At 34.6% G+C, this 19310-nt stretch carries 23 protein-coding genes and 1 other RNA gene; 11 read left to right on the top strand and 13 right to left on the bottom strand.

All coding sequences use genetic code 11. The features are described 5' to 3' along the window. Window positions 1-306 (top strand): DUF779 domain-containing protein (locus CXF67_RS02005; RefSeq protein ID WP_102087224.1); only part of this gene is annotated, 306 nt, incomplete at its 5' end. A gap of 271 nt (window positions 307-577) precedes the next feature. On the opposite strand, the gene yaaA is transcribed toward CXF67_RS02005, so the two are convergent. From yaaA to CXF67_RS02025, 4 genes are all read right to left on the bottom strand, one after another. Beyond that, complete coding sequence (yaaA, locus tag CXF67_RS02010; protein ID WP_102087225.1) at window positions 578-1339, bottom strand: peroxide stress protein YaaA; 762 nt, start codon at window positions 1337-1339, stop codon at window positions 578-580. 86 nt (window positions 1340-1425) lie between these two features. Further along, on the bottom strand, window positions 1426-2463 hold the full coding sequence (locus tag CXF67_RS02015; RefSeq protein ID WP_102087226.1) for an RluA family pseudouridine synthase: 1038 nt from the start codon (window positions 2461-2463) through the stop codon (window positions 1426-1428). Window positions 2464-2495: 32 nt separating this feature from the next. Further along, the gene (locus tag CXF67_RS02020) at window positions 2496-3053 is read right to left on the bottom strand and encodes a PASTA domain-containing protein (RefSeq protein WP_102087227.1); all 558 of its coding nucleotides are present in this window, start codon (window positions 3051-3053) and stop codon (window positions 2496-2498) included. Window positions 3054-3123: 70 nt separating this feature from the next. After that, a complete protein-coding gene (locus CXF67_RS02025) occupies window positions 3124-3771 on the bottom strand; it encodes a rhomboid family intramembrane serine protease (RefSeq protein WP_102087228.1) in 648 nt (215 codons plus the stop codon). Window positions 3772-3824: 53 nt separating this feature from the next. On the opposite strand from CXF67_RS02025, the gene CXF67_RS02030 reads away from it, so the two are divergent. Next, complete coding sequence (locus CXF67_RS02030) at window positions 3825-4706, top strand: lysophospholipid acyltransferase family protein (RefSeq protein WP_102087229.1); 882 nt, start codon at window positions 3825-3827, stop codon at window positions 4704-4706. Window positions 4707-4713: 7 nt separating this feature from the next. Here the strand turns inward: CXF67_RS02030 and glmM are convergent, their stop codons facing one another. Next, a complete protein-coding gene (gene glmM, locus CXF67_RS02035; protein ID WP_102087230.1) occupies window positions 4714-6099 on the bottom strand; it encodes a phosphoglucosamine mutase in 1386 nt (461 codons plus the stop codon). A gap of 102 nt (window positions 6100-6201) precedes the next feature. Between glmM and CXF67_RS02040 the strand changes: the two genes are divergently transcribed. Then, the gene (locus CXF67_RS02040; RefSeq protein ID WP_102087231.1) at window positions 6202-6798 is read left to right on the top strand and encodes an acyl carrier protein phosphodiesterase; all 597 of its coding nucleotides are present in this window, start codon (window positions 6202-6204) and stop codon (window positions 6796-6798) included. After that, window positions 6795-7496, top strand: a complete 702-nt coding sequence (locus tag CXF67_RS02045; RefSeq protein WP_102087232.1) for a hypothetical protein — start codon at window positions 6795-6797, stop codon at window positions 7494-7496. The genes CXF67_RS02040 and CXF67_RS02045 overlap by 4 nt, the downstream gene beginning before the upstream one ends. Here CXF67_RS02045 and CXF67_RS02050 read toward each other — a convergent pair. The 5 genes from CXF67_RS02050 to CXF67_RS02070 form a co-directional block, all read right to left on the bottom strand. Then, complete coding sequence (locus CXF67_RS02050) at window positions 7493-7861, bottom strand: DoxX family protein (protein ID WP_102087233.1); 369 nt, start codon at window positions 7859-7861, stop codon at window positions 7493-7495. The genes CXF67_RS02045 and CXF67_RS02050 overlap by 4 nt on opposite strands. Before the next feature lie 80 nt (window positions 7862-7941). Continuing rightward, entirely contained in the window at window positions 7942-8475 is a 534-nt protein-coding gene (locus tag CXF67_RS02055) for a DUF4252 domain-containing protein (RefSeq protein ID WP_102087234.1), read from the bottom strand. Between the two features lies 1 nt (window position 8476). Continuing rightward, window positions 8477-9010: a DUF4252 domain-containing protein gene (locus CXF67_RS02060; RefSeq protein ID WP_102087235.1), complete on the bottom strand. Its 534-nt coding sequence runs from the start codon at window positions 9008-9010 to the stop codon at window positions 8477-8479. 4 nt (window positions 9011-9014) lie between these two features. After that, window positions 9015-9449 (bottom strand): hypothetical protein, encoded by a 435-nt coding sequence (locus CXF67_RS02065; protein WP_102087236.1) that lies wholly within the window; start codon window positions 9447-9449, stop codon window positions 9015-9017. After that, window positions 9436-9945: an RNA polymerase sigma factor gene (locus tag CXF67_RS02070; protein WP_102087237.1), complete on the bottom strand. Its 510-nt coding sequence runs from the start codon at window positions 9943-9945 to the stop codon at window positions 9436-9438. Before CXF67_RS02070 ends, CXF67_RS02065 begins: the two co-directional genes overlap by 14 nt. A 97-nt stretch (window positions 9946-10042) precedes the next feature. Here CXF67_RS02070 and CXF67_RS02075 point away from each other — a divergent pair, with 97 nt between their 5' ends. Next, window positions 10043-11458 carry a S41 family peptidase gene (locus tag CXF67_RS02075; RefSeq protein ID WP_102087238.1) on the top strand — a complete coding sequence of 472 codons (1416 nt, stop codon included), beginning with the start codon at window positions 10043-10045 and terminating at the stop codon, window positions 11456-11458. 2 nt (window positions 11459-11460) lie between these two features. After that, window positions 11461-12159: a hypothetical protein gene (locus tag CXF67_RS02080; RefSeq protein WP_102087239.1), complete on the top strand. Its 699-nt coding sequence runs from the start codon at window positions 11461-11463 to the stop codon at window positions 12157-12159. Here CXF67_RS02080 and CXF67_RS02085 read toward each other — a convergent pair. After that, on the bottom strand, window positions 12156-12803 hold the full coding sequence (locus CXF67_RS02085; protein WP_102087240.1) for a response regulator: 648 nt from the start codon (window positions 12801-12803) through the stop codon (window positions 12156-12158). The two genes, CXF67_RS02080 and CXF67_RS02085, sit on opposite strands and share 4 nt — an antisense overlap. A 179-nt stretch (window positions 12804-12982) precedes the next feature. Here CXF67_RS02085 and gcvT point away from each other — a divergent pair, with 179 nt between their 5' ends. From gcvT to CXF67_RS02105, 4 genes are all read left to right on the top strand, one after another. Beyond that, window positions 12983-14065 (top strand): glycine cleavage system aminomethyltransferase GcvT, encoded by a 1083-nt coding sequence (gcvT, locus tag CXF67_RS02090; RefSeq protein ID WP_102087241.1) that lies wholly within the window; start codon window positions 12983-12985, stop codon window positions 14063-14065. Window positions 14066-14149: 84 nt separating this feature from the next. After that, window positions 14150-14962 (top strand): sugar nucleotide-binding protein, encoded by an 813-nt coding sequence (locus tag CXF67_RS02095; RefSeq protein WP_145990345.1) that lies wholly within the window; start codon window positions 14150-14152, stop codon window positions 14960-14962. Between the two features lie 48 nt (window positions 14963-15010). Then, window positions 15011-15298: a 4a-hydroxytetrahydrobiopterin dehydratase gene (locus CXF67_RS02100; protein ID WP_102087243.1), complete on the top strand. Its 288-nt coding sequence runs from the start codon at window positions 15011-15013 to the stop codon at window positions 15296-15298. A gap of 91 nt (window positions 15299-15389) precedes the next feature. Beyond that, on the top strand, window positions 15390-16013 hold the full coding sequence (locus CXF67_RS02105) for an NAD(P)H-dependent oxidoreductase (protein WP_102087244.1): 624 nt from the start codon (window positions 15390-15392) through the stop codon (window positions 16011-16013). Window positions 16014-16399: 386 nt separating this feature from the next. Here the strand turns inward: CXF67_RS02105 and CXF67_RS02110 are convergent, their stop codons facing one another. After that, window positions 16400-17605 (bottom strand): NAD(P)-dependent oxidoreductase, encoded by a 1206-nt coding sequence (locus CXF67_RS02110; protein ID WP_102087245.1) that lies wholly within the window; start codon window positions 17603-17605, stop codon window positions 16400-16402. 276 nt (window positions 17606-17881) lie between these two features. Here CXF67_RS02110 and ssrA point away from each other — a divergent pair. Further along, window positions 17882-18283, top strand: a transfer-messenger RNA (tmRNA) gene (gene ssrA / locus CXF67_RS02115). A gap of 274 nt (window positions 18284-18557) precedes the next feature. Here ssrA and CXF67_RS02120 read toward each other — a convergent pair. Beyond that, the gene (locus CXF67_RS02120) at window positions 18558-18995 is read right to left on the bottom strand and encodes a hypothetical protein (RefSeq protein ID WP_102087246.1); all 438 of its coding nucleotides are present in this window, start codon (window positions 18993-18995) and stop codon (window positions 18558-18560) included. Window positions 18996-19310: the final 315 nt, after the last annotated feature.

Genomic DNA, 19310 nt, shown 5'->3' on the forward strand with positions numbered 1-19310 from the left:
TTGAAATTAAAGCATGGGAATGTTATTTTCCATCTAAGTGGTGGTTGTTGTGACGGCTCATCACCCATGCTTTTACCTAAAGAGGACTTTTACTTAGACGAATCTGATATTTTTATGGGCGAAATTGGAGGAGTTAAATTTTACATGAACGAAGCGCAATTTGAATATTGGAAACATACTCACCTTACCATTGATATAACAGAAGGTCGAGGTTCTAGTTTTTCACTAGAAATACCCGAAGGCTATAGATTTGTTGTTAAATCTAGATTATTAACTAAAGAAGAAGAGCTTCATTTTAATAAATGATCTAAGTCTTTTTTCATACTTTTATTTACTTCATCTTTTTTAAATAGTTTGCAACTATTTTAAACGTGTATAACAGATCCAAAGAAGCTCCATCGAGGTAAACAAAAAAATACAAAGTATTTTTCAACTCGTTGGTAATTTAAGCTAAGGTCTATTAAATAGCACCATCGACATTTCTATTTACCAAATCGATTTGATAGATCAGAAAATAAATAATTTTAAAAAAATTTCTATTGATAGTAATGCTATGATCGTATTAAATCATTAGCAATTACCTGATAAATACAGGATCATCCTCATTTTCCGTGTGTTCTTCAGAGAAATGATAGTTATCGTAATTAAACCCTTTAATTCCTTCTAAGGTCTCCACATCCTTATCCAAAATATACCTTACCATAGATCCTCTAGCTTTCTTAGCATAAAAACTGATTATTTTCAATTTTCCATTTTTAAAATCTTTGAAGACAGGAGAAATTAATTTTGCCTTAATTGTTTTGGTATCTAAGACTTTAAAATATTCTTGACTTGCTAAATTTACAAGCAACTCCCCTTCTGTCATTTCTGAATTTAGTTGCTTTGTGACTTTTTCTTTCCACACAGCGTATAAATCTTTGTCTTGTTCAATAGGCAACTTAGTACCCATCTCCAATCTATAAGGTTGCATAAGATCTAAAGGCCTTAAAACTCCATACATACCTGATAAAATACGAAGAGATTTTTGTAAGGCCTCTATCTTATCTTTTGGAATTGTATAAGCATCTATACCGCTGTAGACATCACCATCAAACATATAAATAGCTGGTCTGGAATTTTTCGAGGTATGAGAATCTTTAAAGCTTTGATAACGCCCATAATTAAGATCGGCAAGTTTATCACTTATACTCATCAATTTAGCTATCTCATCTTTGGTCATCCTAGATAACTCACGATTGATTTGAGCAGCTAAGTCTTCAAAAATTGGTGTTGTATGTTTATTGGTTGGTAGCTTATCATTTTCATTTAACGATTTAGCTGGGGATACTATAAGTTTCATGTTTTATTTTAAAAATAATCGAAATCAAACAACTTGAAGATCTAGTTAACTAATTATTAAAAATACAGTTATCAAGAAAGTTGATACTAAATATTTTCTTTGCTGTTTTTAGCATAATTTTTCCAACGCTCAATACACTGAGTCATGTCTTCAGGAATTTCTGAATTAAATTCCATCCATTCTTTAGTTGTTGGATGTTCAAAAGCTAATTTCTTAGCATGTAAAGCCTGGCGTGGCAAGACTTTAAAACAGTTATCAACAAATTGTTTGTATTTGGTAAACGTAGTTCCCTTAAGAATCTTATCACCGCCATAGCGCTCGTCGTTAAATAAGGTATGCCCTATATGTTTTAAATGCACACGAATCTGGTGGGTTCGACCTGTTTCTAATTGACAGGAAATAAGAGTAACGTATCCTAAGCGTTCAATCACTTTATAGTGAGTTACCGCAGGCTTACCTTGATCTGCATCCTCTCCAAGATAAACTATGTTCTGAAGTCTATTTTTCGGATTACGTCCAATATTTCCTTCAATAGTTCCCTCCTCTTCATTGAGATTTCCCCAAGCTATTGCCACGTATTCTCTTTTGCTGGTCTTATGAAAAAACTGGTTAGAAAGATAAGCCATAGCAGCTTCGGTCTTAGCAACAACAAGAAGTCCACTGGTATCTTTATCGATGCGATGAACAAGCCCCGGTCGATCACTACTATTGTTAGGTAGATTTTCAAAATGATAAACAAGAGCATTAATTAAGGTCCCTGAATAATTTCCATGACCTGGGTGAACAACCATACCGGCTGCCTTATTCACCACAAGCAAAGCGTCATCTTCATAAACGATATCCAAAGGAATATCTTCAGGAGTCAATAAATTCTCATAAGGAGGATAAGCTAAAAGAACTTTGACTTCATCCTCCGCTTTGACTTTATAATTTTGTTTTACAGGAATTCCATTTACATAAATGTTACCATCCTTAGCGGCCTGTTGCACTTTATTACGTGTTGCGTTTTCAATGAAATTCATTAAAAATTTATCTACACGAAGGGGCTCTTGACCTTTGCTTGCTTTAAAGCTATGGTGTTCATAAAGTTCGTCGTTTTGGTCTAAGTCCTCCTGTGTTTGCATACTAATTGTCTTGTAAACTCTTATTGATTATTTTATCTTAAACTACCATCTCCAACCACTAGGTCTATAGCACTGCTCTTTTGAAGAAAATCACCAGCCTCTATGGTCTCTCCTTTATGTCTTAATTCTAATATAGCTCCCTTAGCAATATCGGGTCTCATTATAATCTCTCCAATTTTAAAACCCAAAGCTATTAAGGTAGGCTCTACTTGTCGCCTTGTTTTTCGAATTAAATTCTGAGGAATTTCAACATCGATATATCCTGAAGGATTAAGCGTAATGTATATTTTTCTATTTGCTTTTACCCGTTTTCCTGGTTTTGGAACTTGATCCAAGACAGAAAATGGTGGGTATTTTGGATTAAAACTAGCTGAATCTAATATTTCTCTTCTCAAATTCATTTCTTCAAGTTTCTTGTCTACAATGTCCAATTGAAACTTTGAAAGGTCAGGAACCTCAATCGTTTCGTTGTGATTGGTGGTTACATCAAGGTACTTTAAAGCTCCAAATATCAAAGCGACTAAAACAACAACTGCTAGAATCAATTGAACCAAAAAAGTCTTACTGAATATAAATTTAAAAAGTTTCATAGGTGAAATTAATTACAAATATAGATAAGCGAATTACAGGATGGAATGAACTAGACATATATTCTTAAAATTATAGTTTTCCCATCTTTTGTAAAACAAACAAAACTAGAATAGGAACCGCTAGTAGAATGACCATAAGCAGGTGTTCTTTTAGTACCCAAGGCGATAGCAATAGAGTAATAAAATACCCTCCCATCGCTCCACCAAAGTGGGCATCATGACCTACATTATCTCTTCTAGCTTTCATTGCCCAAATGGAGTAAAATAAATAGCCTATTCCAAATACATATGCTGGCATAGGAATAATGAAGAATAAACCTAACATCATATCGGGCTGAAGCAGAATGGCTGCGTAAAGAACTCCTACCACAGCACCACTAGCTCCAACTGCAGTATAAGCATAGTCCTCTTTGTGAAAATAAAGAGACAGTAGATTTCCTATAATCAAACTTCCAAAATAGACCAACAAGAATCCCGTTGTCCCTAAAAAACTTGTGACACTAGAAGCAAAAAAATAGAGGGTCAACATATTTACGAAAAGATGAGTAGTATCCACATGAAGAAATCCTGAACTCAAAACTCTTATTTTATCACCGGCCTTGATGGAAGACACTTCAAATTTGTACTTATTGAAGAATTGAGAATCCTTAAATCCTTTAAAAGACATCAAAACATTCGCAGCAATAACGGCTATAATAACTAAATCGATTCCACCCATAATTTTAAATCAGTAAACGCCAAATATACCTATCTTTGGCGAAATTTTGAGTGATGCATGCACTGGTTTTTTATTTAGTTTATCCCTTTATTTGGTTGATTTCGATTTTGCCATTCAAGGTTTTATATTTCCTTTCTGATGTCTTTTTTATTGTAATTTTTAAAATCTTTAGATACCGTAAAACAGTCGTTCTTGAAAACTTGAACTTAGCCTTTCCTAAAAAGTCAAAGCAAGAGAAAGCAAAAATCGCCAAAGAGTTCTATAAACATTTTTGTGATTTAATTTTTGAATCTATAAAGTCCTTAACCATTTCTGAACAAGAAATCAAAAAACGCTATACACTTATTAATGTTGACGAAATTCAAAAAATTGAGAACGAAGGGAAAAGCGTTGTTGTAATGATGGCTCATTATGGTAACTGGGAATGGATTTTTATTATGCAAAGACAATTTAAATCAAGGGGTTACGCTGTTTATAAAAGATTGAAAAATAAATATTTCGATAAACTCATTAAAAAAATCCGGGCTAAATATAATACTGAACTCATTACAACAAAAGAAATTATTCCAACTTTACTAAAGGCAAAAGCCGAAAATAAAACATCTATTAGTGGTTTTATTTCCGACCAATCGCCTAAAGTCGATAAAGCGTATCACTGGCAAAAATTTATGGGCATAGAAGTTCCTGTCCATACCGGTGCAGAAATGATAGCTAAAAAACTGGACTCTAGTGTTGTTTTCTGTAGTGTCATCAAAGTTAAACGCGGGCATTATGAAGCCACGTTTAAAACAATTGCCAAGCAACCCGAAGGTATTCCAGATTATAAGATTACAGATCAATTTCTAAAATTGGTCGAAAACCAAATACACGAAGCTCCGGAGTATTACCTCTGGACCCATAAGCGCTGGAAACACAGGCGAGTTTCCAGCGAATAGATTTAATTTAGCTGCTAAGCTCTCTAAGTTCAGAAATAAAACGCTGGGCTAAATTATCAGCTTCGTCCTGACTTTTAGCTTCCGTATAAATTCTGATGATAGGTTCTGTATTGGACTTTCTTAAATGAACCCAGTTCTCTTTAAAGTCAATTTTTACACCATCAATAGTCGTTATATCTTCAGTTTGATATGTTTTAGCGATAGCCTCCAACAACTTATCGACATCCAAGTCTGGTGTAAGCTCTATTTTTTCTTTAGCCATAAAATAGGAAGTATACGTCTGCCTGAGCTCCGACACTTTTATTTCTCGTTCAGCCAATAAACTTAAAAATAGAGCAACCCCTACCAAGCTATCTCTTCCGTAGTGAGACTCTGGGTAAATTACTCCTCCATTACCCTCTCCACCAATCACCGCATTCACTTCTTTCATCTTAGCAACTACATTAACCTCTCCTACAGCACTTGCAAAATACTCACAGCCGTGCTTTTCTGTAACATCTCTCAAAGCCCTAGAAGAAGATAAATTGCTCACTGTCGCTCCTTTTTTACGACTTAAAACATAATCAGCTACGCTCACTAAGGTGTATTCCTCTCCAAACATCTCTCCTTTTTCATCGACCAAGGCCAGTCTATCCACATCTGGATCTACTGCGATGCCCAAATCTGCATGTTCTTCTTTAACCAGCTTGGATAGGTCTTGAAGGTTTTTAGCCAAGGGTTCTGGATTATGAGGAAACTCTCCCGTGGGCTCACAATATAATTTTACAACCTCTACCCCTAGCATTTCCAAAAGAGGGGGTATAGAAATACCTCCCGATGAATTTACGGCGTCGACTACCACTTTAAATTTGGAATTCTTAATCCGGTCGACTTCTACCAAGTTGAGTTTTAGCACCTCTTCTATATGTAAATCGATATAAGCATTATGAAATGATATTTTTCCTAAATCGTTAACCTCTGCAAAATCAAAATCTTCCTCTTCTACAAATCTTAAAATCTGTTCACCCTCTTCTGCATTTAGGAACTCCCCGTCTTTATTGAGTAACTTTAAGGCATTCCATTGTTTAGGATTATGGCTTGCCGTAAGAATAATGCCGCCGTCGGCATGTTCCATAGTCACAGCAACTTCGACAGTAGGTGTAGTAGATAGTTCCAAATCCACCACATGAATACCCATTCCAGATAAGGTTTGCATCACTAGTGATTGTACCATTTTTCCGGAAATTCTGGCATCACGACCAACAACAACTTTGTAATTATCTTTTCTTCGTTGTGTTTTGATCCATTTTCCATAAGCTGCAGAAAATTTAACAACATCTAAAGGAGTTAAATTCTCACCCACTTTGCCGCCGATGGTACCTCGAATTCCTGAAATAGATTTGATTAATGTCATATTTGTTTGGATTTAAAAAGTTTTTAAGTGTAAATATACAAGTCCATAGATTTAACTCTATAATAATTTGCTAAAAGTGATAAGAAAATATACTTTAGGGCAATGAATTATTTAGCTCACATTTACCTTTCTGGAAATGATGATTTTCTAAAACTAGGAAATTTCATCGCCGATGAAATCAAAGGAAAGTCTTACAAAGAATTTCCAAAAGACATCCAAAAAGGGATCATTCTCCATAGAGCTATAGACGATTTTACAGATCACCACCCTTTAGTCTCAAAAGGGTCCCATCGCTTCTTTGATGCTGTAGGACACTACAACGGCGTTGTTATCGATATGATTTATGACCATATATTAGCAAAACATTGGAACACCTATTCCAAAGTGGATTTAAACCTGTTTGCAGAGGATTTTTATCTGCTTCTAGACGCAAACATAGATACCTTACCAAAGAAAATCTCCAAAGCGGTTCCATATATGATAGAACATAACTGGTTGGTGAGTTATGCAAGTATTGAAGGTTTACGCGAAATATTAAAACAAATGAACAACAAGACTAAGCATGATACTGCTCTTCAAAAGGGAGTAGATATTTATATAGATCATCAAAAAGAATTTGAAGACGAATTTGAATCGTTTTTTGAAGACATAAGAGCATTTTGTAAAGAAAAAATTAAAAATATCAATCAGAATTTATGAAATGGATTTGGAAGACACTTAAGGGCATAGGAATTATCATTCTTTGCATAGTTATAGTACTAACGGCAATTGGAGTGATCATTTCTGAAGACTTGCCACAAGGCACAGAAGGTGCTAAAGCCGATGAATTTGCCAAAAATATTTTAAAAGAGCTTAACTATGATGCTTACAAAAACACCAAGGTGATTAGCTGGACGTTTGCGGGAATGCATTCTTATGAATGGCATAAGGATCAAAATTATGTGCTCGTAAAATCTGGTGATGAGGTGGTGAGGCTAAATTTAAAAGATTACGAGGCTAGTCAAATTATATCTCCTAAAGTTAAGGACGATAAGTTACGTCAGCAACACATCCAGAGGGCTATTAAGAATTTTAATAATGATTCCTTTTGGTTAATTGCACCTTATAAACTGATGGATGATGAAGTAGAAAGAAGGATTGTAACTATGGAAGGAAAAGAAGCCTTGTTAGTAACCTATACCTCGGGAGGATCTACACCAGGTGATTCCTATCTTTGGATTGTCGATAAAAATTATAGGCCAAAAGCTTTCAAAATGTGGGTTTCTGTAATTCCCATAGGTGGAGTTACCTCTAAATGGAAAGACTGGGTAGAAACCCAGTCTGATATGATTTTGTCTAAGGAAAAAACAATTTTTGGTTTACCTATTTCTATTACAAACCTTGAAACTTCAAACTAAAAGAAAGCGATAATAGCGGACATCACAAGCATCAAAAAAGCGGGTAATGAACGCTTTAGAGTATCTTTAATTTTGACGTGCATACCAATAGCTCCTATCATTAAAACCCCCATACCTACAGCTCCAATAAAACCAAGATTTGCATCCGTTTTGAAAATACTTATAACTAAGAGTGCAGCAAAACCTATTTTAAGAAAACCAATTACAGGAACAAACCAACTAGGTAAACCATAATTACTGAATTCTTCATTCATATTACTAGCTCCATTTCCTCTCCATTCTGTTTTAACATTAAACCTTAATAACCAGACATTTAAAATGCCGATAATGATAATGATTTTTAAAGCTATAATAAAAATATCCATAAATGTTCAATTTTTCATAAATATCTTAAAAAAATTCAAATAACAAGAGCATATAACAAAATTTTAATCTCTCTTTAATTTTATTGCATCGAATCTTCCATAAGATCTTCAAAACCAGAAATTGCTCCTAGATTAAGTTTATCTCCCATTTGGGTTATTTTAAAAATATCGTTGGGTTCAATATTACTTCCCCTCATTCTCAGCAGCAACATCCCCATTTTGACATCGTATCCAAAAAAGACAACTTCTCGGATATCCTCTTCATTACCAGAATACAGAAATTTAGCCTCCCGGTCTGCTCCGTTAAAATTGATGAGAGACTTGTACTCTGTTTGGTTTAAAATGGTTCGCAATGCAGTCCTTTCCTCTTCTAATATGAATTCTCCTTTATCTTTAAGAAGAGCAAGAACATTTATTTTTTCGATTTTCTGTATACTCTCCTTTTCCTCTACGCTTAAGCTGTCTAGGTTTTGAACAAGGAGATCCATTGATAAACTTGCTGAAATAAATTCAGGATTACTTTCTTTTTCTACTAAATACTTTTGGAGACTTGGGTTGGAATTACAAGCCAACAAAGTACTTAAAGCTACTATACCTATTATGAATGATTTCATCTTACTTTTTTTTTATGTTTTCTAAAGATTTTGCTCCAGGGATATTCATTTGACTGGTTAACTTTGATATATTTTTCAAGTCGATATTTCCGTTGATGACCATCAAAACCGACTGCGTATCTGAAGCTTCTGATGAATTAATAAACATCAAGAGTTGACTCACATAGTCATCTGTTTTTCCAGGTTTGATATAAAAGTTTATATTTTTACCATCATCTTTAATTCGCATCAATTCCTCTAAGTTATTCTTAGATTTTAAGATGTTAAAATCAGCTTGAAGCTGTTTTCCATAGTCAAGACTTTCGGTGGTATATACCTTTATATCCTCTAGATTTTCTACTAGCTCCAAGTAAGACTTTACGTCTTCATCATCACTGCCGAGATCGAGTTTACTCATTAATTTAAACATGCTTTTGTTAACGACAATAGAGGTGATCTCTCTTATATTATCATATTTACTAAAATCCTGAGCCACTGCTGTTGTGCTCATAAAAGCGACGGCCATTATTAGACCTAAAATTTTAATTCGTTTCATAGCTTTATTTTATTATTTTATTTTTTTGAGTGTTGAATACTTCTATATATTCCAATTTTTCCAAACCTTCATTCATGTTAAAGGACAGGAAGTTCAGTGCATTTTGTGTTTTTTCGAAAGCTATTCTAGCTTCTTGCATATCCTGTTGCTTTTCATAATATGTAAAAAACCATACAGCACCTATAACAACAACTATACTCGCCGCGATGTTGAGCCATAAGAACTTATTAGGCTTAGGAGATTCGACATCAAGTTTTATTTTCGAAGTGGTTTTCGATTCAGTTTCAAAATAGCTGAATAGAAGAGCGTAAGGCTCGAAGTCTTTATCGTAAGACTCACTAGCAAAGTAAGACTTTAAGTCCCGTTCTTGTTCTAAAGTTGTTTCTCCATCGTCATAGAGATCCAACAACTTCGTTATATATGCTTTATTGAAGTCCATAAGCAGAGGTTTTTTTTAATTCATTCATAATCTTTTTTCTAGCTCTCGATAAAGCCACTCTCACGGATGTAGAGTTCATTCCCATAATTTCTTCAATTTCTTTATTCGAAAATTGCTCGACATCTCTCAACTGTATGATAGCTCTTTGCTGATCTGGCAAAGCATCAATAAATTTCTTGACCAAGTCAACTTCGTCCCTAGCTTCAATTTGAGATCCAAGTCCTGAGTCAGTTTCAGAATAAGAATTATGGACCAACTCCAGTGTCTTGTGGTGTTTCGATTTTAAAACATCGTAACACAAGTTTTTGGTCATCGTCATCGCATAAGCTTCCACATTGGTTACCGCCGATAACTTTGCTCTCATATTCCATAATTTCATAAGGACATCTTGAGTTGCATCTTTAGCTGCAGCTTCAGAAGACAACAAACGCAGTGAAAACCTAAAGATTTTATCTCTTACAGGTAGTATATGTTTGTTATAATCTTCAGAAGTCATATCGAGTCTGTTTTTAAAGAAGACGATGCAAGATATGTTTTGTTACATTCTTAAAGAACTTTCGCAAATTTGTTTATTTTTATCTAAAATTTGACAAATGAAAATATTAAAACTTTTTGTGTTTGTAGGTCTATCTCTCCTATTCTTGAATTCTTGCCAAGACGACCGGGATGATAACATTACCAATATCAACGAGCTTGCAAATCAAGAAAATATAAAAGATTACATCTGGAAGGCTATGAATACCTTTTATGTATACAAAAGCGATTCTCCAAATTTAGCAGACGATAGATTTGAAAGTACTCCAGAATATAGAGGTTTTTTAAACAGTGTAGAGCTCCCACCAGAATTTTTTAATTCTCTATTGGCAAACCAGGATCGGTATAGTTTTCTAGTTTCAGATTTTGTTACACTGGAACAAAGTTTAGATGGAATTTCTCTCGATAATGGAATGGCATTCGGTTTAATTAGATTTATGGGAACGAATACGGTTTTTGGCTATGTGAGATATGTTATTCCAGGATCCCCTGCAGACTCTGCAGGTTTGGAAAGAGGGATGATTTTTAACCGTATAGGCGGCATAGTCTTTTCACCAGATACAGATTTCAATCAACTCCTCAATCCTGCGAGTTATACCATTGGGTTAGCAGAATTTCAAAATGATGACCTCGTTCAACTTGATGAAGAAGTCGCATTAAACAAAGTTCAATTGACAGAGAACCCAATTCATGACCAACGTGTTTTGGAACTTGATGGCCTTAAAATAGGTTATCTGATGTATAATAACTTCAGAACGCCGTTTAATACTGAGCTCAATGCTGTATTTGCAAATTTTGCTTCTGAGGGAATTAGCGATCTAGTTTTAGATTTAAGATATAATTCTGGAGGGAGTATCGAAACGGCCAAAGACTTATCGAGTATGATAACTGGACAATTCAACGACCAAGTTTTCGCTCAACAGCTTTTCAATACCAATTTTGCACCCCAAAACCTTATCTTTGATAACCAAATCAATACAGGTGAAGCTATCAATAACTTAAACTTATCTCGCGTTTTTGTCTTGACTACAGGCTCTTCAGCCTCTGCTAGTGAATTAGTCATCAATGCGCTTAACCCTTACATCAATGTGGTCCAAATTGGTACCACAACCGAAGGAAAGTTTGAAGGCTCTGCTACTCTCTATGATTCTGAAGATTATACCAGAAGCAATGTAAATTTAGATCATACCTACGCCATTCAGCCACTAATTTTAAAGACCGCCAATAAGGATGGATTCACTGACTTTTTCGATGGTTTAGATCCAGATATTGAGTCAAGAGAAAATTTTTCAAATCTCGGTATACTAGGTGATCCTGATGAAACTTTACTTAATAGAGCTCTTCAGGAAATTATCCCTGGGTTTGCTCCGACGTCAAATGAATCAAAATCAATACACTCTATTGAACTTTTAGGGGAAGACGACATGAGTTCTCCAAGCTTTCAAAGAATGTATACAGAATATAAAAATAAATAATATTGGAAGAGGAAAACCAGCTGATATTCAAAAATTTACAGCGGCAAGTTGAGATGTCACTTTTATTCATAAATCTAAAAGCAGAATATAAATCGTTATTAAACAAAGTATCTCACGACTTAGCCTCTCCACTTAGTTATTTAAAATTTTCTTCGGAAATTCTTCAATCTCAAATCGGTAGTAATAGTCAAGAAGACTTAATAGAAACAGTTCGTATTATTTCTTCCTCTACTACCTTACTTAGTGAGGAAGCCAAACAACTAGTCACGGATGGAAAGTCTACACTGCATCTAACAGAGTTAACAAAAACGAGCCTAATAGATCTTTTAACAACAAGCCTAGACTTGCTAAAGTTGGACAAAAAAACCATTAACCTAAAAGGAAACTTGACTGTTAAAGTTGTTAATTTCCCAGAGCTGTATCATTATCTCCTATTTTCATTGATCAAAGAATTAACTAAGATTGAATTCCAATTAATATCAATTGAAATGATGCCTTGTAAAAAAGATCTGAAAATTACTTTAAGTGGTGATTTAAGTCAGCCTTTAGATGACACAAATATTGATATTATAATTAACGACTTAAAACAGCAACCTCTGGTCAACTCGGTATTGAATGCAATGAAAGCAAACATCACTTATACCAATACTCCGAAACAGCTTTCTTTTGAAGTAATGCTATCAAAGGCAATGTCTTCTTAATCAGCAAAGTTATTATAGTCTGTTCTATACGCATCCACTAACCCAATGTTATTATTGATATTAAGTTTTTGCATAATGCGCTTTTTATAAGTACTCACCGTTGATTTCTGAAGATTAAGCTCACCTGAAATTTCTATATTAGTCTTCCCTTCTGCCAAAAAAGCTAATATTTGAAATTCACGATGAGACAAGATATTAGATAAGGATAGATCATTTGATCCCTTATTGTTAAACTCCTCATCTTCAACATTTTCATCTATAAACCGCTTATCGTTTTCTAAAACTTTAATAGCTAAGGCTATTTTTTGAAGCGGTTGTGATTTTCCTAAGTATCCATCTGCTCCATTTCTAATAAAATTAACGGCATATTGAGGCTCTTCATAAGCGGAATACATCAAAATTTTGGTTTCTGGATAATTAGCTTTTATATCCTTCACACTTTCCACGGTATTCCCACCAGGCATTTTGATGTCCAAAATGATAAGATGAATATCTTTTTGACACAACATTTGATTTCTTAACTCATTGACAGAAGATACTTTTATAATTTCTGGACCAGAGATAGTTTGACGTAAAATAGCCTCCACCCCGTGCTTAACTACATCATGATCGTCTGCTAGAATAATTTTAGTAATTTTTTTCAAATTCTTTTAATTGGATATAGATTTTTTTACTAAGATATGAAAAGTAGTTTAAATACTACAAATTTATTCATGCTTAGATAAGAAAAAAATAAAACCAAGGTTTTATTTGATGAAATGAAGGATTTGCTGAGCTAAATCTTGATTTAAATTTTAAATTTGCAATTTCTAAAATAAGCGATATGAAATCAACTGCACTTACCGAAATTCATAAACAACTTGGAGCTAAAATAGTCCCTTTTGCAGGTTATGATATGCCCGTATCTTATACCGGAGTAAATGAAGAACATGAGACCGTAAGGCAATCTCTTGGTGTTTTTGATGTCTCACATATGGGTGAATTTTTTATTGAAGGAAAAGAAGCTATACAGCTTATCCAAAAAATAACCAGTAATGATGCCTCCACACTTATCGATGGTCAAGCACAGTACACGTGCATGCCAAACGAGACAGGAGGAATTATAGATGATCTCATCATCTATAAATTTCACGACGAAAAATTTATGATGGTAGTAAATGCTTCCAACATAGAGAAAGATTGGAAGTGGGTAAACCAACACAACACATTTGATGCTATTCCTACAAATTTATCTGATGAGTATTCTTTGCTAGCTATACAAGGCCCCAAAGCTTTGGAAGCCATGCAAAGCATATCACCCCTAGACCTATCTGCTATTAAATTTTATCATTTTGCCGTAGGTGAGTTTGCGGGAGCTCAAGATGTGATTATTTCGGCCACGGGATATACTGGAAGCGGTGGATTCGAAATTTATTTTAAAAATAAAGATGCTGAGTTGATTTGGACTTCAGTATTTGCTGCTGGAAAAGATTTTGGGATTAAGCCTATTGGATTAGCCGCTCGAGATACGTTGCGTTTAGAAATGGGCATGTGTCTATATGGTAACGATATCGATGACACAACCTCTCCAATTGAAGCTAAGTTAGGTTGGATTACTAAATTCACCAAAGACTTTATCAACGCTGAGGCTTTGAAAGCAGAAAAGGAAAATGGTCCTTCCAGAAAGCTTGTTGCTTTTGAACTACTGGAAAAAGGTATACCAAGACATGGTTACGCTATTGTAGACGAAGAAGGCCATGACATAGGTCATGTTACCTCAGGCACAATGTCCCCTAGTCTTAGAAAAGCTATCGGTATGGGTTATGTTAAAACAGAACACTCTAAATTTGGAACTTCTATTTGTATCCAAATAAGAAAGAAAACAAGAAAAGCGACTATTGTAAAGCCACCATTTTACAAGGCTTAAGCCTGAATTTTATATAATCTTAGGCTATTTCTAAATTTCGGAAATAGCTTATCAAGTTTTAAGTATATCAAACACACCAAAAAAATATTAATTCTCGGTGCTAGTGGTTTTCTAGGCAATGCCCTCTTCAAAGAATTGTCTCCTTATTATGACGTCTATGGCACTTTCGCAAGAGACCATGCTGACTTAGAAAAAAACAAACGCATGTTCCAGTGGGACGCTGAAACGGAATCCGTAAGTCTACTGTTGCAGGAATTAGCTCCAGATCTTATTATCACTTGTATTAGAGGTGATTTTATAGCCCAAACTCACGCCCATTTTGAGATTATTACTTATTTGATAAAGTTTCAGAAGAAGTTGATTTTTTTGTCATCTGCCAATGTTTTTGATGTGTTTAGCAACTACCCTTCCTATGAGTACGACAAAACTCTATCTGAAAGTGTTTACGGCAGATTTAAAATAAAGATTGAAAATGCATTATTCAGAATCCCTAATCACCTTTACAACATTGTAAGGTTACCTATGATATACGGTCATAATTCACCACGGGTGAAAGAATTGAAACTTTTATATGACTTAAAAGAACCTATTGAGGTATTTCCAAATGTGGTCATGAATGCTACCACTCACGATAAGTTTTCTCAACAAGTCCATTACCTTATCAATCGCGATCTTGAAGGCGTCTATCATCTTGGCAGTCAAGACCTTATTCATCATAAAGAATTAGTACATGATATTTTAAAAGGTCTAGGTTTGGAAAATCCAATTTTTAAAAATGTATATAACTCCAATCAAGACCGGTATATCGCCATTATTCCTAAAACGCATATCTTACCAAAAAATCTACAAATTACCATTGAAGAGGTTGTTGAAAATTCAACAAAGCTTAAGTCGTAATAATCAGTTTTTTTTTGTATTATATGAATTCACAAAAAAAGAATTTTTATGACACCATTATCCCAAAAAGAAATTGAAAGCCATTTAGAATCATTAGAAGGTTGGTCTTACAACGAGGACGCCATTCATACCACACTAGAGTTTAATGATTTTAAAGACGCATTTTCTGCCATGACGAGAATTGCTTTTGAAGCTGAAGCTCAACAACACCATCCCAACTGGTTTAATGTGTATAACACCTTAGAAATCAGCTTATCGACTCATGATGCAGGTGGCGTTACTGAAAAAGATTTTAAAATGGCTAAAACCATAGAATCTATTGTTTCTGAAAACTAGGATATTTAACAAAAGTTGAGTTAATTGTATTAAAACTTAAACACTTTACTAAGTTAAGTTTTACCTTTGTTTTAATTAAAATATGACAACAATGATTGATGCCCTAGAATGGAGATATGCAACGAAAAAGTTTGATGACACCAAACGCATAGATTCCTCTAAAGTGGAAATGCTTAAAAAAGCATTTAACTTAACGCCTACGTCTTACGGTTTACAACCTTTAAGATTGGTGGTGATAAAAGAACAAGAATTAAAGGATAAACTTTTCGAGAGTAGCTATAATCAAATTCAGGTAAAATCTGCCTCTCACGTTTTGGTGATATGTACCGAAAATATCGTTGATGAACCATTTATCAACCATAATTTTGAACTGCAAAAAGAAATCCGAAATGCAAAAGATGAGACCGTAAAATCTTTTCGAGAATTTTTGATCAAGGACTTTGGTAAAAAGTCTGATCAAGATATTAAAAAATGGGCGATTAATCAGGCGTATTTAGCCTTGGGTAATTTATTGACTATCTGTGCTGCAGAAAAGATTGATGCCTGCCCAATGGAGGGATTTGATAGTGCGGCTTACGATAGGATTTTAAACCTCAATGAAAAAGGCATTTCCTCAGCTCTAGTCGTACCCGTGGGTTACAGAGCAGAAGATGATAAATTTGCTAGTTTTCAAAAAGTAAGACGTCCTCAAACTGAAACGATTATTGAATACTAACTCTCAGCTATTTAGACTACTTTAAAAGACTTTTCAGACCCCTGAAAAGTCTTTTTTGGTTAGAACTGAAAATTAGTTACATCGAGCTATTTTGGATTGATTCTCGAGTTTACTAAAAGTTGGAACTAAATATAGTACCACATTAAATTTATAATGTTGCATGAATAACTTGAATTATACTACGACGTAGCTCAGCACAGGTTTTGATTGATTAGACTTAAAAATAAGAAGCTTAGCCTTAACTACAGTAATTATTTTTGATAAAAAGCAAGTGAAAAAAAATGATTTATTATGACATTATAGGTTCAAGTCCAATTAAATCCTTGAATTTTAAAATTTATCAATGTTAGTGTAACTATTTACAAATGAATTCAGACAGTTTTAAATTATTCTTTTCCATCTACGAAATCCTGTAAATAGCTATAGCGTGGCGTAAGCTTTCCATCCTTAGTCATTCTAGCCCGTTCCAATACTCCATCAAGGTCTCCATTGAAAAATGCAGGAATCACATGTTTTGCAAACATATCGCCAAAGCCTTCACTAGCATCTTTAGGAAGCTCACAGGGTAGGTTATCGACTGCCATTACAGTAATTGCACCTTTAGCATCGAAGGCGACTTCCGACTCGATTTGTGGATCATAACCATAAAACGGATCGGCAATAGTGGAAGGTCTTAAAGTGGATGCCACTGGTCCATCGATATCACAACTGATATCTGCAATAAGATTGATTTTAAAGTCAGGTCGCTTAGCATCTTCTCGTGTTATTAAATAGGGGGCATGGTCACCGTAAAAGTGCCCAGCTATAAAAAAATCGGTTACTTGGGCAAACCGCATAAAAGTGGACTCATAAGACGCAGGATCAAAAAAGAATTCTGAAGCCTTTCCAAGTTTGCCATCTTTGCGCTGGTTATAGTCCATCACATGGATAACTGTGTATACTGGCTCATCAAAAGTTGTATTGAGGTACTGCTCTATCCCTACTTTTTTAATCTGAAGATAATCTAAAATTTCCTTGGCGCCTTTAGCGACTTTTCCTAAACCAGACAGACAAATCTTTAAATTTGGAATTTCAATAGTGTCCAACTCTTGCTGAAGGGCTTTTAAGTCTTCAAGACCCTCTACTTTAGGTAAATTGAAAAGATTATCGCGTAAGCCTAAAACCCGAAAACCATTATAGGCCCCGACCAAACCTGCATAGCGACCAAAGCCAATAAGACGTCCTCCTGTGGGACTGGTAATCACTTCATGATCGTATAGCTCTATGTTCTTCTCTAAAATAGCTTTGAGTAAATCTCGATTATAAGGTTGTTTTTTGATAGTATGGGAAAAGAAAAAATAGGATGCCTTAGGAATTAAAGCCTCAATAGGAACTTCCTTAACTCCCAAGAGCACATCGCAACTGGACAAGTCTTCCGTAACTTCTAAACCTTGCTGCTCATATGCAATGTCTGAAAAAATACGAATGTCTGAGGATTCTACTTCAAATTCCAGATAGGGATATTGATTTTGGACTGTTTTAGCTTTCTCAGGAGAGAAGACCACACGACGATCTGGTGGCGTTTTGCGTTCTTTGATAAGTCCAAATTTCATAGGCTTTATTTTAAGATGTTTTTTGCTTCAAAGATAGTATTTATATCTACTTTTGTGCTTCAAGTTGTAGAGGTTACTTCTTTTTAATAATCGAAGTTACCCGCGTTAGGGATAAAAGCGGCATCCCTCATTGCAGATAGGTATCGGAAATGAGGATACAGCGGATAGCCCGTCGTTTTGGAAGGCGAGAGCCGACCAAAAGGAAACGCCCAACTTAAGATCATTGACAGATAAAGTGAAAGAAAGCTTAACTTCAATTACTGACTTTGTAAGTATGGGGTCGATTTGGTTTTGACAGCAAGGCCAATTGGATGGTAAGCACGCCGAGCGCTGGACTATAGCTCGTAAATATCATGGTTCACACTTTTTTAAACGGCGAAGATAACTACGCCTTGGCTGCATAATCCGAATCACAGTAGGATATGTTTAACCGTTACTAGGTAACGGGCTAAGATGTCTCGCAAAAGCCTTGATTTGCGGCGTTTGCACCAGAGGCACCGGTAAAGTAAATATAGCTAAAACAGGGTCTTGATGTTTTTGTGAAGCTCAATTGAGGATAAGGACACGGTAGGTGGTTTTCAGCCAGTCTTGTCTCGAAAATTCAAGAGAAAACTAAGCGTGTAGAAGACTATTGAATTGCTTGTTTGGACGGGAGTTCGAGTCTCCCCGACTCCACTATAAAAGTCTTATTATGTTTTTAATCTGTTGATTATTAACATCTTAAGACTTTTTCTTTTTTAAAATTGTACCATAATTGTACCATTTGCAAATTTACCAATGTTTTTCACATACTTTATATTAAATCTTGCGAATAATGTTTAATGTAATTTATTTGGAAGTCAGGTTTAATTCTATGGCTAAATTATGATATTTGTTATCATACGGGATAAAAATACTACTGCATTTTTGTACTTCCTGCCATCCGTTCTCACCTAAAAGAGTCGGAATGTTTCTATGGATAAGTACAAATTAGAGGTTGTAAAGCTGTTCCTGTGAATCTTTCTCTTCTGTGATAACTAAAATTTGATATATTTTTAGCCGTATTTATCCAATTAACTACTATAAACAACCCCTTGGTTGGAAATCGAATTAGATAGTTGGAGACATCAATTATATTTTCATAGATACCTTTACTCACATTATACCTTATGGGATTATTGTTTAAGACATAAGTAGGGATTCCTAGTTGATTTGGGGTATAAAGTATAATATCAGAAAAGGCAGTTTGAATATCGCACTTTGTAATTATTTTTAATGAAAATACAATTTGAGTTTGAAAGTACTTTTCATTATAACTAAAGTATTTAGCAACCATTTTGGAGGTATCTCCATATCCAATAAAATGTTTGGTGTTTTCTTTGGAAAATTGATAAATGATTTTTTTAATCACCGTTATTTATGTTTTACAAACAAGTACATATTTCAGCTTATCAATAATGCACGAAATCTGTGATGAACTAAAAGCCATAACTTCACTAATATTTGCTCTACTTTTAACATAGACTTTAGTCTTGCTAATTTAAACTTTGTACTTGTTCCGATAAAATAGATAAAAGAGGGGGCTAAGAAAATTTCAGCAAATACGCAAATCAAGTTCCAACATAGGGTGGACTTATTTTCGGGATAAAAATCGTTTTTACAAAAAATTTACGAGGCTTAAACCCTGTTTTTAGCAAAAATTGAAAAAGTTTCGGATGCTAGTGTG

It is taken from the genome of Psychroflexus sp. MES1-P1E, assembly GCF_002836055.1.
In the GTDB taxonomy this organism is placed as follows: domain Bacteria; phylum Bacteroidota; class Bacteroidia; order Flavobacteriales; family Flavobacteriaceae; genus Psychroflexus.